Genomic DNA, 14,321 nt, shown 5'->3' on the forward strand with positions numbered 1-14,321 from the left:
GGGTGCGTCTCCGCGGTCCGAGGTGGCGGGTCACGCCTGTTCGTGTAATGAGACATTACCGCCCACATGGTGAGAAATCAAAGTGTGGGGGTGACGCAGAATACATGGTTGACCCAGCCGGGCCGACCTAATCGAGTGCGGCGAAGGCACGCTCCATGCGGTCGAGTGCCTCCTCCAAAATCTCGCGCGAGGTAGAGAAATTCAACCGCGCATGGCCCGGACCGCCGGTGCCAAAGGTATCGCCCTCATTGAGCGCGACCTTCGCATTCTCCCGCAACCACTTGGCCGGCTGCGGATTGCCGCCGATAGCGGTATCAGCAAAATCCAACCACAGCAGGTAGGTGGCCTCCGGCTTGCTGGTCTTTAAACCAGGGATGCGCTGCGGCAGCTCCTCCACCAACCAATCGCGGGTCTGCCGCAGGTACGCTATTTCTTCATCGAGGAAGTCGCCGCACTCGCGGTAGGCAGTCTCCGCAGCAAGCACGCCCAAGGTGCCCGTGCCATCCTTGGCCACCCCAGTAAGGCCATTCCACGTGTGTACATCGGACGTATTGGAGAAAATAATCTGCGCGCACTTTAGCCCGGCAGTATTAAAAGCCTTGGAGGTAGCGGTTACCGTGATGGTGCGCTCGGCAGCCGCCGCGCTCAGCGACGCCACCGGGATATGCCGCCTCTCATAGACCAGCGGGGCATGGATTTCATCGGCCAGGATGCGCGCATCATATTTTTCCGCCAGTTCTACCAAGCCGGTGAGGTAGTCCTCGTCCAAGACACGGCCGAGCGGGTTATAAGGGTTGGCTAGCAAAATAGAGCCAGCGCCCTGCTGGAAGGCGCGCTCAATATCATCGAGCTCCAAGCTGGTCTCGATCTTTTCGCGGCCAGCGGTGCGCGGCAGCTCCAGCAGCGGAGGGTAGGAAGGCACTGGCACGATGACCGGGGAACCTTCGCGGGTAAAGTACTGCACTCCTAGCAAAAGACCCCGCACTACATCCCCAATCCAGAAAATATGCTCCGGGATAGGGCGCCAGCCATAGCGTGTGTCATAGAAATTAGCCACAGCCTCGCGCAGTCCTGAGGCCTTGGGCGCTGGGGTATAGCCGAAGGTTTCCCTATCCACCATCTCTTCCAACGCCTTCTTGATAGCGGGCGCGGTGGGGAAGTCGGACTCCGCAATCCACAGTGGCAACACATCTTCTTCGAAGACGGTCCACTTGCGGGTTCCGCGGGCTTGCAATTCTTCTAGGCTAGGAAACTCCATGGACATAACCATAACGCGAAGCCCGCGGCCACCCCAGCGCATTTATGCGCTTTTATTCAACTGGCTTATCTTCCCGCGACGGTGCAGGCTCCTAGACATCTGCCTCCTCTTCCTCCTCGGATTCGGAGGCGTGGCCGGAGACAAAGCCATATTTTTTCAACCTGCGGCGGTCTGCGGCCGAGGTGGATTGAGTGAGTTTGAGCAGTTCGGCATAAATGCCACCGGATTGAGCCAGCTCGGCCGGCGAGCCCATCTCATCGATGCGGCCGCGGTCCAAGGTGATGATGGTATCGACGTCCGCAATGGTGGACAACCGGTGGGCAATAATAAGCGTGGTGCGGTCCTTCATCAGCTCATCCAAGCCGGCCTGCACGGCGCGCTCGGACTTGGTATCAAGCGCCGAGGTGGCCTCGTCCAATACCAAAATGGGGGCGTCTTTAAGCATGGCGCGGGCAACGGAGACGCGCTGCTTTTGTCCACCGGAAAGCTTAAGGCCGCGCTCACCAATAACGGTGTCATAGCCATCCGGGAAGGCCCGGATAAACTCATGGGCATTGGCGCGCTTGGCGACGTCCACGATTTCTTCCTCCGTGGCACCCGGCTTGCCGTAGGCGATGTTTTCGCGAATGGTGCCGGAGAAAAGATAAGACTCCTGGAAGACTACGCCCACCGAGGCGCGCAGGCGCGAGGCAGTGAGATCGTCTACCCGGTGGCCTAGCACATCGAGGTGCCCCGCTGAGGGGTGGTATAGGCCCAAAAGCAGGTTCACCAAGGTTGACTTGCCGCCGCCGGACTCGCCCACGAGTGCTACCTTATGGCCCTCAGCGGCCGCGAAGGAAATATCCTCCACCACGGGCTTGCCCTCCTCATAGGCGAAGGAAACGTGCTGAAAGGAAAACACCGGCGCGCCGGGTGTGGGCTCGAGTGGGCGAACCGGCGTGAGATCCAGCTGCGGGGTATGCGAACCGGTGGTGGCGGCCACCAGTTCGCGCGGGGCGGTGGGCTCGAGCTCTTCTTCCATTACCTTGAAGTAGTCCTTCGAACCGGCTATTGCGCGCTGGGCGGTATCGACAATCCAGCTCATCATAAAGACCGGCTGCTTCGCACTGGAGACCATCTGCAGCAACATGACCATATCGCCCAAGGAAAAATGCCCCTCCAGCGTGCGCCAGAAGATAACGCCGTAGATACCTAGGAAGATAAACGCCATGGCCAGACCGCGGAAGGTATCCATCATGTGCCACCAGCGCGATTGCGGCTTAGTGGTATCCACCACGGTGCGGTAGCGCGTAGCAAAGTGGAAGAGCTCGCGGGTCTCGCTCACAAAGGACTTGGCCACCTTGACCTGGCCTATGACCTCCGCAAAGCGGCCATTAGCCTGGTCAATATTCTCATTTTTAATGGTCTCAAATTTCTGCCAGCGCTTCGAGGTCAGCGCGGTAAGCCACATATATACCGGGAAGAGGAGGGCCAGCAGGATGGCCAGCGGCCAGTAGAACCACGCGGTAATGGCTAGCACCGCGAGGGTTTGGATGATCATCGTAAAGAAATTATTGGCAAAGGACTGCACGAACTGCGTGATATTGGCAATCGAGCGATCCAGCCGGGCGATGATCGTGCCGGTGACCTGGTTATCGTAATAGCCCTGCGGGAGGGCGAGCAGCTTGGCAAAGTAGCGGGTAGATAAAATCTCGCGCAGGCGCGAGACCATGACATCGCCGATGTAGCCACCAATATTGCGGAAGAGGGCATTGGCGGCGTCGGCAAGAAAAAGCGCCACAGCCAATAACAGCACTGTGCGCAGTGCATCGCCGGCCGGGGCGTCCGTCTGCAGCGCCTCTACGATCGTATCGGTAGCGTGGCGCGTCAAAAAGGGCGATATCAGTGCTAGGACTGCGGTGACCGTGGCAGCTAGTAGCACGCCCAAGTAATAGGGCCACAGGGCAGAAGCACTGCGAGTAATGCGCAAGATGGAATTCATAAAACCACACTCAATTCAAAAAGGCGGGTAGTGCGCGATTTTAAGGGAGGAGAGATTTAAGCGACTGCCTAGTATGCCACATGCGGGGTTCACGAGAGTAAATGCCTAAGTTACGGAAAGAGTAAGCTAAGGTACTTGTGCAGAAATACAACAATCTTCGCGTGCAAAGGATCCATCCACGGTGAAAAAATCTCACATACTCGGCGCAGGCGTGGTCAGCGCTCTCGCCGTGACCCTGACCGGATGTAGTGTTCTCCAGCCGGAAGAAACAGGGCTCGGGGACAATATCACCGTCTCCAGCTCCGAAGAAGCCCCGTACGAGGCCAAGGACACCGATGACAAAGAGGTCACTTCTAACCTTGCCGAGCCGGTAAAGGATAAGGGCTTGGGCGTGAGCTGGGAACTGCAGGGAGTGTATTCCGATAACAATTCCGGCGGCTCCGTAGTGACCATCCTGCTGAAGAATGAAAACGACGTTCCCTTGCCGGTCGACGCCTTTGAAGATCCCACCCTCGAACGCGCCGACGGCAATGGTGGCTGGGCCAAGATTAATTCCTTGCCCTATGACGAGCAGTCTGCCCCGGATGTGGAGCCACCAGGACTCGACCACCCGTTGGGAGCGGGTGCCTCGGTGAATCTGCAATACCGCTACGACGTCACTCCTGGCAACCTGTGGAATGCGCGCCTCCACGTAGGCAACGTGACCTGGGTAGGAGACCTTAATCTATGACGGAACTTGTAGTCTTGGCCTCTGCCGCGGGCGAACCCATCGGCACCGCTCCCAAGGCCGAAGTTCATACCTCCGATACCCCGCTGCACTTTGCCTTCTCCGCCTGGCTAACCTGCGGCGGCAAAGTGCTAGTCACGCGCCGCGCGCTGAGCAAACTCACCTGGCCTGGCGTGTGGACCAATGCTTTTTGCGGCCACCCCGCTCCCGGCGAGGAGAATACGGCTGCAGTACTGCGCCGCGCCTCCTTTGAGCTAGGCATCGCGCCTTCAGATCTATCCGCCCCGCGGCTTATCCTGCCGGATTTTTCTTATCGTGCGGTGGATTCTTCAGGCACGGTAGAAAACGAAATCTGCCCGGTATATACCGTCGAGCTTGCCCCTGATGCGCAGTGGGAGCCCAATCCCGAGGAAGTAGATTCCTACCAGTGGGTCGAGCCGGCCCGGCTTTTTGCTGCCGCCGATGCCATGCCTGGCGTCTTTAGCCCGTGGATGATTGATGAGCTAGCGGACGAAAAGCTGCGTGCTGCGCTGTAATTACAGCTCCTCGTCGTTATAAAAGGCCGCGGCCACATAGTCCAAGGTGGCATAGGCTAGGCGACGCTCGCCCGTATCGAGGTCAAATTCCAGCACCTGGTGGTCATCGCCATATCTGGGGAATCCGGGCTCACCCGTGGTGGCAAAATGGCGTAGCCACTCGTTGAGCTCTTCGGCGGGGGCGTTGTTTTCCCCTTCGCTACCATTGCCGCCAAAAAGTGGGCCGAGCTCGGCGCAGTGCACTGCGGGGGCATTAGTGCGGGTAAATTCCATCATCCACGTAGGTCCTGGAGCATACTCGGCTACCTGGGCGGTCCAACGTCGCACTGCGGCATCACCGATAAGCCGGCCCATCGGCCGCTGCGGATCCACGTAGTGCGCCAGTTGCCGCCACTGCTTGAAGCGCCCCTGCGAAATGCCAAACTTGGGCGAAAGGTAGCTGGTAATAAAGCCCGCCAAGGCCATCTTGTCAATGCGCTGGGCTGTGGGCATGTCATAGAACTCATCGCGGGTAGATGCCACGACGATAGGGATATCCGCCAGTTCTTCGGCCCGCAGTGGCGCGGGGCCCAAGGCGACATCGAAGCGATATTTCTTGCGGAATTTGGCATACCCTTTGGCCAGCGATTCTGGGTCCATTTTTTCTAGAGCCTGGCGCGTGACCGGCACGCCGAGAGCCTTGCGTAGGTCGGTGACGCGGTGCTCGAAGCGGTCGCGTGGGAATGCCGGCGAGAGCGCCAGCACGCGGCGGAAACCGCCCCGGAAGTGATCGCGGCGTGCGAGCCACAAGCTTATCGCCGCCCCAGCGGATTGGCCTACCAAAGTGATATTGGTTTTATCGCCACCAAAGGCCTCGATATTGTGCTGCAGCCATTCCAAAGCTAGGAGGCAGTCATCGATGCCGCGGTAGCGGTCCGCCTCATCGCCGTCAAAGCGTGCGAAACCAGCCAAACCGACCCGATAACCCACGTTGACCTGGATTACACCGTGACGGGCATTCTTTGTCCCCGAAAGCCGCGGATCCTCGTGCGATCCGTGCTCGTAGCGCCCGCCGTGAACATAGACCACCACAGGGCAGTCGTTGGCATCGGCAGGAGTGGTAATGGACAAAGCAATATCTTCTGGGTGCGGCTCGCGGGCATCCTGATCGACGCTGCGATCATATGGCTCGGCAGGAGAGTAGGGGCTGGGGATGTTGCAATAGCGCACCGAATGGAAATAGTGCAGGCCATCTCGGCGCACGCCGGTGATCCGGCCGGAAGCGGTGGCGACGGTAACAGGAATCTGGGCGCTCGACATGTCAGCCAGACTACCGCGAGCAAGTAGGATAAGTAGCCATGGAGTGGTTGACGAGCTTGGGCAGCACGCTATCGCAATTGTTGGTGCAGGCGCCCGTGTGGATTCAAATGGTCATCGTGGTGGCCATCGCCGTGCCGCTCATGGTGGTCGTAGCGTGGTGCCTGATGTGGGTGGTCGACTACATAGCCAACCGAGGCAAACGCATGATTTCCCAGCAACGCAGCCACAGCACTAAAATAGACCACCATGGCTGAGGAAAATAACGAGCGCGCACGGCAAGAGCGCGCCGAGCTGCGCGCTAACCCCCGCGAGGGCCTTTGGGACCCCGAAGCCAAGCGCGCCGGCCAGTCTTCTACCTCGGCGGCCACGCCTGGTGCACAGCCCGTTAAACGCAAGCGCGCTCTGCCCAAATCCCGTGTCACGCTCACGTTGTGGACGATGATCGCGCTGGTGATAGTCGTCGCACTGATCGGCCTGTGGACCTAAACCTGCTCCACCCCGCACCAGCGCCTAGGCCCGGCGTTAGGCCTTCCGCTTTATGCTTTCCGGCTGGTGGCCTCTAAGCGCTGGAAGAATTCCAGACTAGGAAGATCCTCAATGAGCAGGGGAGCGCCGTTGGTATCACATAGCGGCACGCACCAATTGGGATAAAGATCGTGCGTGGTACCCGGCTGATTTTGTGCGCGCACATCACCCACCATGTCCACCAAGCTGGTGCACGCAAGAGCCGAAGGTGTACCTACGATATAGCGATGCAGCGCTTCGCTTATATCCTCCTCCGCGCCGCGAGAAGCGCGCTCTGCCGGATCTACGAGGTAATCGCGCTGTGGCAAGAGGCCACGGTCCGCCACGGTTGCGAGTACGCGGGCTTGCCACTCGATGTCATCGCGCTGCTCTTCTTCCACCGAGCGGGTAAGCACGCCTAGGTGCGCGCGTAGCGAAATATGATCGCCGCGCAGGTAGGCCAAGGTGGGCGGCAGATCATGCGTATTGACTGAGGACAGCGCCAGCTGGCGGTATTTCTCCTGCGGCAGCGGGGAGTAGTCATCATCGTCGCGTTCAAACCACACGATGGACGTACCCAGCACCGCCTTCTGAGCGAGCACATCTTGTACCCACGGCTCTACGGTGCCGAGGTCTTCACCAATGACCACGGCACCAGCGCGTTGCGCCTCCAGAGCCAAGATGCCCACCATGGCCTCAAAATCATAAGAGACATATGTGCCCGTCAGCGGGCTGGCCATGCGCGGGATCCAGTACAGGCGGAAAAGCCCTAAGATGTGGTCCACGCGCACACCGCCGGCATGGCGCAGCACGGTGGAGAGCATCTCCCTCCACGGGGCGTAGCCGGCGGTGGCCAAGCGCTGCGGGTGCCACGGCGGCTGCGACCAATCCTGGCCTTGCTGGTTATAGTCATCCGGCGGGGCACCCACCGAGCACTGCGGTGCTAAGTATTCGGTGAGATTTACCGCATCGGCGCCACCTGGGTGCACGCCCACCGCCAGGTCAGTGACCAGGCCCAGGCGCATGCCGGCATCGAGCGCACGCTGCTGCGCGGCGGCTAGCTGCTCATCGCAGAGGAACTGCAACCAGGAATAAAAACGCGTGAGCTTGTCCATATCCAAGCCCTCGGCATGGCGCTGGCCCGATTGCGCCGCGGCATCGCGCTGCGCGCACCAGGCAGCGAAATCGCGCAGCCCGCGGCCCTCTTCGCGGGCATAGCTTACGAAAGCCTCTTCGCGCTCCGGAGTGGGCTGGTAATTAAAAAGCTCGCGCAGCACCTGCAGCTTGGCTTCAAAAATGGTGTCGCGCTCAATTTCATCTGCGCTGCGGTTGCGCTGGCGAAACTCTTCGGCCAGTTCGCGCACATCATCTTGTAAGTCCTCCGGCAACAGCTTGAGCTCCGGGATGGATTCGATGTGCAGGTAGAGCGGGTTGATAAAACGCCGCGTGGTGGGAAGATAGGGAGAATCCTCAATCGGCGGTAGCGGCTCGGCTGCATGCAGCGGGTTGACCAGCAAAAAATCCGCATGCGGGGCGAGTGTTTCAGCCAGCTGCCCCAAATCCTGGAAATCACCTATTCCCCAAGAAGACTCCGAGCGCACCGAATAAAGCTGCGCCATCACGCCGCTAATCGGGTGCTCGACAAACTCATCGGCCGTGGTGAGGCGCGCCGGGGTGATAATCAGCGAGCAGGCATGCTTGCCGATGCCCTCTGACTCCAGCACCAGCTCGTGGTAGCCCAGCGGCAGATCGCCAGGGATATGGAAGCTGGCCTCGCCCCATAGCGTGCCATCGACGTCTGCGTCTGGGACGTCGTTGCGATCTTGGTAGACCTCGCGGGTGCCGCCTTCTTCCAATTCGATGTGTACGTTGGCGGTGTCGCCGGCATGTACATGCACAACGAACCCGCGCTCCTGACCCTGGGGTGCGACGACGCAGTGGGGAAGGGGCTGGGAGGAGCGGGTGAGGTAGTCGTCGTAAAGCAGCTGCGTCAGGGCTGCATCGTCTGGGTTATCTTCGATGGCCACGCCCAAGGCGCGCAGGGTATAGGTAATAGTGTCTTCAGCAACGTGGACGGGGAAACCAGACTGGGAGGCATAGCTGGTGGCCACGCCGTGGCGCTGAGCGAGTTCTTCAAGCAAGTCGCGGGTAGTCACAGGCCACAGTGTGCCACGGGGACAACGCGCCTGCTGGGAAACAGATTGGTACAGTAGGCGGAGATTAATAAATAGCTGTTCGAAAGGACACCGCGTGACCCTGCAAGAAGTGCATACCCCGGCGCAATTTACTATCGAGCCGGGCGAAACCTGCCTGACCGCCCTGATGGACACCGCGAAGAAGCGTCCGCACGGCGTCATGTTTACCCGCCCAGCAAATTACGAGTGGGTCAATGTAACGGGCAAAGAATTCATCGATGAGGTCTTTGAAGTAGCCCAAGGGCTTATCGCCCTTGGCGTGCAGCAGGGGGACCGCGTCGCTCTCATCTCTGCTACCCGCTATGAGTGGTCCCTTTTGGATTTTGCCATCTGGGCCGCGGGAGCCGCCTCCGTGCCGGTCTACCCATCTTCCTCCGCCTCCCAGGTGCGTTGGATTATTGAGGACTCCGGCGCAGTGCTGGCCATTACAGAAACCCGCGAGCACTCCGAACTGGTAGAAAACCTGGTTTTGCAAGAAGATGGCGAGCCCAACCTCAAGGGCTCTCCTTCGCAGCTGCGCCGCGTATTGGAAATCAACTCCTCTGCCATTGACACCCTCAAGTTCGAGGGCCGCGGCGTGGCCGCGGAGGAGGTCTACGCCCGCATCAAGGCCACTTCCACCGACGACCTGGCTTCCCTGGTTTATACCTCGGGTACCACCGGCCGCCCCAAGGGCTGCATCCTCACCCACCGCAATTGGCTAGCCCAGACCCGCGGCCTGTGCACCAATCCCATTGGTATCTTTGCCGTCCCGGGCAGCCATACCTTGACCTTCCTGCCGCTGGCGCACGTCTTTGCCCGCGCGGTATCCATTGCGGTGGCCATGCGCGGTGCCTCCCAGAACCACTGGTCGGACTTTTCCACCATTTCCATCGAGTTCGCCCGCTCCCGCCCGAACGTCATTTTGGGTGTGCCACGCGTCTTTGAAAAGGTGCGCAATTCCGCTGCTGCTAAGGCGGCCGATTCTGGCATTAAGACCCTTCTCTTTGAGCAGTCCGAGAAGGTTGCCATCGAATACTCCAAGGCTTTGGACAAGCCGGGGGGCCCGGATCGCCTGCTGAAGGCCAAGCACAAGCTCTTTGACAAGCTGGTGTATTCCACCATCCGCAAGGGCGTGGGTGGCAACGTCAACTACTGCATTACCGGCGGCTCCGCCATGGGCCATGACCTGCTGCACTGGTACCGCGGCATCGGTATCCCGGTCTATGAGGGCTACGGCCTCACCGAGGTTGCCGCCGCGGCCGCGGTGGACTTTGTGGACCAGTCCATCGGCACCGTCGGCCCGCCCATGGGCGGCGTGACCTTCCGCATCAATGATGAAGGCGAAATCTGCATCAAGGGCGATATCGTCTTCCACGGTTACTGGAATAACCCGGAGGCAACGGCCGAAGCCCTCGAGGATGGTTGGTACAACACCGGTGACTTGGGTGAGATTGATGAGGACGGCAAGCTCGTTATCACCGGCCGCAAGAAGGATCTGATTGTTACGGCCGGCGGCAAGAATGTTTCGCCCGGCCCGATGGAGGATATCCTGCGCGGCCACCCGCTTATCTCCCAGGCCATGGTGGTAGGCGATGGTAAGCCCTTCGTGGGAGTGCTGCTGACGCTGGATCCGGATATTTTGAAGCGTTGGAAGCTGGACCACAATATTCCGGAAAATCGCTCTATGCGAGAGCTGGCCACCGATCCCACCCTGCGCGCGGAGCTGCAGGATGCCATCAACCAGGTCAATGCCACCGTCTCCCACGCGGAGGGCATCAAGAAGTTCTACATCCTTGAGTCTGACCTTACTGAGGAAGAAAATGAGCTGACCCCCACCATGAAGGTCAAGCGCAACGTGGTAGCGCAGCGTTATGCTGCGGCCATTGAGCATTTGTACAAGCGCTAGTCTGCGCGATGGGTACACCCGAGGCCATGTCCTCGGGTGTTTCTTTTTGCCCTGCTTGGCGACGCCCCTTGTGCAGCTCAACCCGCCGCCCTCTGCTCTGGGCGGTCGAACCTGCCATAAACCTGTGAATGCCTTCGGAGTGTCGCGCGCCCGTGGCGGCGGATCTCGCATAGAGTCGTGAAGCGTTACAGCAAACCTCAACCTCTACTAGAGGTTAGAAATGGGACCGTGGAAGGAGTGGCTCGAAGCCAATGCACAAAATCGCCGCCGAGCTGCGCCACCGCGAGCTTACGCAAGAGATTTATAATATCGGCGACGAAGTCGCAGAATATCTCGAGCACCTCATTGAAGCCATCGAGGATTGGGACGAAGAGCTGTGCATGGATTGCCTGGCCGAGCTAGGCGATATCGTCGAAGATGCTCGCGTTGACTCCGGCCGCTGCGTGGGCGAGCTGATGGGCCTGCGCCAAGCTTTGGTTTCCGGCGTGCGCTCCGGCACGATTTCCGCCGCTTCTTCCGGTGTGAACGACGTGGAAGAGCCGGAACAACTCACCCCGCGCCTGCTGGATGAGCGATTCCCCATCTCCAAGCCCATTGTGGTGCACGAGCTGGCCCAGTCCCTGCGTTACCGTACCCAGGCCGTGGCGGATTACCTGCGCGAGGTAGTCGAGTACGTGCTTGCGCAAACCGACGCCGTGGCCCGCAACCTCGACATGGTCTCCCTGCCGCACCTGTACAAGCGCACCGGCGAGTCCGCCCTCATCGCGGTGCAAGCGTGGAAGCACACGGTGCTTGATACCCACCCGGCCTATGTGCGCACGATGCGAGGGCATAACCCGCCGCAGTTCTTGGAGGAGCGTGCCCGCGTAGCGGCGGTGGTGGAAAAGGTTCGCGCCAAGCGCGAGGCGGCTCGCCGGGCTACTACTGCATAAATTATTGAGGCTTCCTTGTTTTAGACAAGGGGATGTTCACGGCCACCGAGATTCCCTCTCTCGGTGGCCGTTGAAGTTTCCAGTGGATTTATGCGTGGATTTCCGGAGGGATCTGCCCCAATTCGGGTAGAAATTTAGGAGAATTTTAGGTTAACAGCCGTTTCAGATGGTCCACGTTATGCCTGTTCAGCTGATTAGATCCTGTAGCCAGCGATGTTGTTGCCAGGTCACCCTTAAAATTTAAGTAGAAAATACTCTTAGTGCGCTGTAGGGTATTATCCGTCCACGCGAACGCCGTACCCTAGCATCATCCACACGCGGCGCGCGCAATTAAATTCTTCAACCATATCTACAGGGAGTCAAACCATGGGCGCACGCCGAACTTCTCGCCTCATTGCCAGCGCAGTGGCCGTAGCCACCTTCTCTTCCATTACCGTTGTTCCTACCGCCGTCGCTGCCGAGGACACTACCTTCGTCGAAGAAAAGACCACCGACGATACCGTAAGCCTCAATGGCATCGAATTCGATGAAGAAGGCAACCTGCTCGAGGAAAACAACGCCGGTGATAAGGCGATGAAAGAACTCGACGCGGAAGACGATGCCGCCGATTCCATCACCCCATATGCTGTAGATGGTGCTGAGGAAGCCACCGAGACTCCGGCCCCCGAGAAGCCTGCAAAGCCGACCTCTCTTGATGAGCTCGCACAGACCGAGGCCTCCAATGGCGACGTGAACGTCAAGGTGGTTAAAGACGAAAAGAAGGACCAGCTGGTCTGTGAGGTGACTGATGCCCCTGAAAAGGAAGGCAACCTGCTCGACCTCAAGCTTGCCCTAGCTAAGGCCTTCTACGATGGCGGCGAGAAGATTATCAAGACCGTCTGGGAAATCATTCCGGTAGTCGGTGACCTGATTCCGGCCGATTTCATCGATAAGATTTCCGGTAAGACCTGGGACGGCATTGCCAAGCTGGTCAAGGAAGGCGAGAAGGACAAGACCGTTACCTGGGACCTTTCCCGTGCCCAGGGCATGGCCATCGGACGTATCGATAATGCCGATGCCGATGTTGATATGAATAACCCGGATGCCGCAAAGAAGACCGTATCCGGCCTGCTCAAGTTTGCAGACGGTACCTTTGGCAAGGGAACCAAGGTTATCTTGAAGCTCTTTAATGCAGCCGTTACCATCGCCGGCTTGGTTCCAGGTGCGAACGTCGCTGGCGACCTGAAGCTGAGCAAGGATCAGCAGAAGAGCATCGAAGACTCCCTGAACAATATCTCCACCGCAGCTTCCGATCTGGCGGCCGTTAACGCTCCGGCCGGCCAGCTGTGCTCCGATATGCTCAACGGCAAGAAGACCAAGGATCAGCCTGCCGAGGTCGATCCTTCCGAGGAACCTTCCTCCGAGGAAACCACTCCTGAGGAGTCCACCGAGCCTTCTACCAGCGAGGCTGTCGTTGTTCCCGGCAAGGATGGCCAGGACGGCCGCGACGGCCGCGACGGCCGCGACGGTCGCGATGGTAAGGACGGCGAGAACGGCCGCGACGGTCGCGATGGCAAGGACGGCCGCGACGGTGAAGATGGCCAGGACGGCAAGGACGGCCGCGACGGTCGCGACGGCCGTGACGGACGCGATGGTCGCGACGGTATCAACGGCAAGGATGGCAAGGACGCGGACCTATCTTCCGTGGCCGGCTTCTCCTTCCTTGCAGCCCTGGTAGGTGGCGGCACGGTACTGGGCATTCTGTCTGCCGTTGACTACCTCTACACCCATGGCATGCTGCCGAAGAACAGCGTCCCATGGCGCATCAACCAGTAAGACCATTCTCTTAGGTCTTTAGCTGGAATCGGTAAAGCCTCCACGAGCATGTTCTCGGGGAGGCTCTTTCGATTTGTAGTCACTGTTGCGTCGCATCCCGAGAAATATTCTCGCACCCTCCCTTCGCGCTTACCGGCGCGGCAGATTTCGTCGCGAAAGTGCTGCCGGTGAGCGCGAATGGCAGGGGAGGGAAAGATAGGGGAGAGGAAGTCAGATGTGGCGGCAGGTAGAAACCGCGGACTTAAGCGGAACGGGCGGCCTTCTGCCCAGCGGAGACGGTGGCGGTAAGGTCGGACAGAAAACGGTCGGGGTGGTCGACGAGCTGTCTCGGGGAATAACAAAGGACGGTGAATCCCGCCTTTCGTAGGAGCTGGTGACGCTCGCGTTGGTGGGGCAGCGCCTTCGCAGAGACGATGTCAACGAGATAGGCGTTGTTGATACACAGAGCGGTCGTGATGCCGGGAAGAGCTTTGAACTGTGCTTTGAAGAAAATAGGCCACGGGAAATCAGCCTCAATGATAAGGGCGCGGGCAAAGGACTCATACGGAGAACGGGAAAGCTCAGAGGCGTGGTGGATCACAGCGCGAACGATGCGGCTATTGCGCACCCTTCCCATGCCGGCGAATTCTTGAGTGAGTTCTTCCCGGCTTACCCCGGCGCGTAGCGCCGAGTCCGCAGCGATGAGGCCATCGCGGAAGCCGTGGTAGCGGGCGATATCGATAACTGTGGGGGCTTTGGAAACACAGCGGGTGCCGTCCACGAGGACAGGTTCAGGCAGGGAAGCCTTGCGGTAGATGCGCTCGGGGCGGCGGCGGTCTTTGTGGGGGAGCGTATTGGTGGGAAGTGCCATCTCAATCTGTTCCTCGGCCGTGGCGATGACCCACAGGCCATGTACTCGGGCGGCGGATTTGGAGATGAGTACTGCGGTATAGGCGCTGCGAGCGGCGGCGATGGCGCGCAGGCGCAGTTGGGACGGGAAATCGAGGCAATGATAGTGATCGCGCCGGACAGCGATGCGCGGTGCGAGCTTAAGGTAGGTGCCGTTTTTCAGGTCGGCCCAAAAGGTGGGGTGGTTGGCGCGGATGGAATCGATATTGGTCAGTGGTGTTGTCATGCCTTTAAGCAAAGGGCACGCTGCCGGCCGGTGCGAGGCGGTGGCGGCCGGACCTGTGGATAACAAGGCCGC

Annotated in this window: 12 protein-coding genes; 7 read left to right on the top strand and 5 right to left on the bottom strand. The window is 59.5% G+C overall.

Going from position 1 to position 14,321, the window contains the following annotated elements; translation table 11 throughout:
* Window positions 1-127 precede the first annotated feature (127 nt).
* Window positions 128-1,258, bottom strand: coding sequence for a MalY/PatB family protein (locus RAE07_RS00375; protein WP_317001078.1), 1,131 nt, complete (start codon window positions 1,256-1,258; stop codon window positions 128-130).
* 91 nt (window positions 1,259-1,349) lie between these two features.
* A complete protein-coding gene (locus tag RAE07_RS00380) occupies window positions 1,350-3,239 on the bottom strand; it encodes an ABC transporter ATP-binding protein (protein ID WP_317001079.1) in 1,890 nt (629 codons plus the stop codon).
* A 181-nt stretch (window positions 3,240-3,420) separates the two neighbouring features.
* On the opposite strand from RAE07_RS00380, the gene RAE07_RS00385 reads away from it, so the two are divergent.
* Both RAE07_RS00385 and idi read left to right on the top strand, forming a co-directional pair.
* A complete protein-coding gene (locus RAE07_RS00385; RefSeq protein WP_239205090.1) occupies window positions 3,421-3,969 on the top strand; it encodes a hypothetical protein in 549 nt (182 codons plus the stop codon).
* Window positions 3,966-4,502: an isopentenyl-diphosphate Delta-isomerase gene (gene idi, locus RAE07_RS00390; RefSeq protein ID WP_200288768.1), complete on the top strand. Its 537-nt coding sequence runs from the start codon at window positions 3,966-3,968 to the stop codon at window positions 4,500-4,502. Before RAE07_RS00385 ends, idi begins: the two co-directional genes overlap by 4 nt.
* Here idi and RAE07_RS00395 read toward each other — a convergent pair whose 3' ends face one another.
* A complete protein-coding gene (locus RAE07_RS00395) occupies window positions 4,503-5,801 on the bottom strand; it encodes a carboxylesterase family protein (RefSeq protein ID WP_317001080.1) in 1,299 nt (432 codons plus the stop codon).
* 38 nt (window positions 5,802-5,839) lie between these two features.
* Here RAE07_RS00395 and RAE07_RS00400 point away from each other — a divergent pair, with 38 nt between their 5' ends.
* Together RAE07_RS00400 and RAE07_RS00405 are read left to right on the top strand one after the other, a co-directional pair.
* Window positions 5,840-6,055, top strand: coding sequence for a hypothetical protein (locus tag RAE07_RS00400; protein ID WP_200288770.1), 216 nt, complete (start codon window positions 5,840-5,842; stop codon window positions 6,053-6,055).
* Window positions 6,048-6,287: a hypothetical protein gene (locus RAE07_RS00405; protein ID WP_086588323.1), complete on the top strand. Its 240-nt coding sequence runs from the start codon at window positions 6,048-6,050 to the stop codon at window positions 6,285-6,287. Before RAE07_RS00400 ends, RAE07_RS00405 begins: the two co-directional genes overlap by 8 nt.
* A 50-nt stretch (window positions 6,288-6,337) precedes the next feature.
* On the opposite strand, the gene malQ is transcribed toward RAE07_RS00405, so the two are convergent.
* Entirely contained in the window at window positions 6,338-8,461 is a 2,124-nt protein-coding gene (malQ, locus tag RAE07_RS00410; protein ID WP_317001081.1) for a 4-alpha-glucanotransferase, read from the bottom strand.
* Window positions 8,462-8,555: 94 nt separating this feature from the next.
* Between malQ and RAE07_RS00415 the strand changes: the two genes are divergently transcribed.
* The 3 genes from RAE07_RS00415 (at window position 8,556) to RAE07_RS00425 (ending at window position 13,135) form a co-directional block, all read left to right on the top strand.
* Window positions 8,556-10,388: an AMP-dependent synthetase/ligase gene (locus RAE07_RS00415; protein ID WP_317001082.1), complete on the top strand. Its 1,833-nt coding sequence runs from the start codon at window positions 8,556-8,558 to the stop codon at window positions 10,386-10,388.
* A 251-nt stretch (window positions 10,389-10,639) separates the two neighbouring features.
* The gene (locus RAE07_RS00420) at window positions 10,640-11,320 is read left to right on the top strand and encodes a hypothetical protein (RefSeq protein ID WP_086588326.1); all 681 of its coding nucleotides are present in this window, start codon (window positions 10,640-10,642) and stop codon (window positions 11,318-11,320) included.
* Window positions 11,321-11,686: 366 nt separating this feature from the next.
* Window positions 11,687-13,135, top strand: coding sequence for a hypothetical protein (locus RAE07_RS00425; protein WP_317001083.1), 1,449 nt, complete (start codon window positions 11,687-11,689; stop codon window positions 13,133-13,135).
* 241 nt (window positions 13,136-13,376) lie between these two features.
* Here the strand turns inward: RAE07_RS00425 and RAE07_RS00430 are convergent, their stop codons facing one another.
* Entirely contained in the window at window positions 13,377-14,249 is an 873-nt protein-coding gene (locus RAE07_RS00430) for a type IV toxin-antitoxin system AbiEi family antitoxin (protein WP_317001084.1), read from the bottom strand.
* Window positions 14,250-14,321: the final 72 nt, after the last annotated feature.

It is taken from the genome of Corynebacterium nasorum (assembly GCF_032821635.1).
Taxonomy (GTDB): Bacteria; Actinomycetota; Actinomycetes; order Mycobacteriales; family Mycobacteriaceae; genus Corynebacterium; species Corynebacterium kefirresidentii.

Coding starts and splice junctions, on each gene's coding strand:
- RAE07_RS00420 (WP_086588326.1), top strand. CDS start 10,640: ATGCACAAAATCGCCGCCGAGCTGCGCCACCGCGAGCTTACGCAAGAG.
- RAE07_RS00395 (WP_317001080.1), bottom strand. CDS start 5,801: ATGTCGAGCGCCCAGATTCCTGTTACCGTCGCCACCGCTTCCGGCCGG.
- idi (WP_200288768.1), top strand. CDS start 3,966: ATGACGGAACTTGTAGTCTTGGCCTCTGCCGCGGGCGAACCCATCGGC.
- RAE07_RS00405 (WP_086588323.1), top strand. CDS start 6,048: ATGGCTGAGGAAAATAACGAGCGCGCACGGCAAGAGCGCGCCGAGCTG.
- RAE07_RS00400 (WP_200288770.1), top strand. CDS start 5,840: ATGGAGTGGTTGACGAGCTTGGGCAGCACGCTATCGCAATTGTTGGTG.
- RAE07_RS00425 (WP_317001083.1), top strand. CDS start 11,687: ATGGGCGCACGCCGAACTTCTCGCCTCATTGCCAGCGCAGTGGCCGTA.
- RAE07_RS00430 (WP_317001084.1), bottom strand. CDS start 14,249: ATGACAACACCACTGACCAATATCGATTCCATCCGCGCCAACCACCCC.
- RAE07_RS00375 (WP_317001078.1), bottom strand. CDS start 1,258: ATGGAGTTTCCTAGCCTAGAAGAATTGCAAGCCCGCGGAACCCGCAAG.
- RAE07_RS00380 (WP_317001079.1), bottom strand. CDS start 3,239: ATGAATTCCATCTTGCGCATTACTCGCAGTGCTTCTGCCCTGTGGCCC.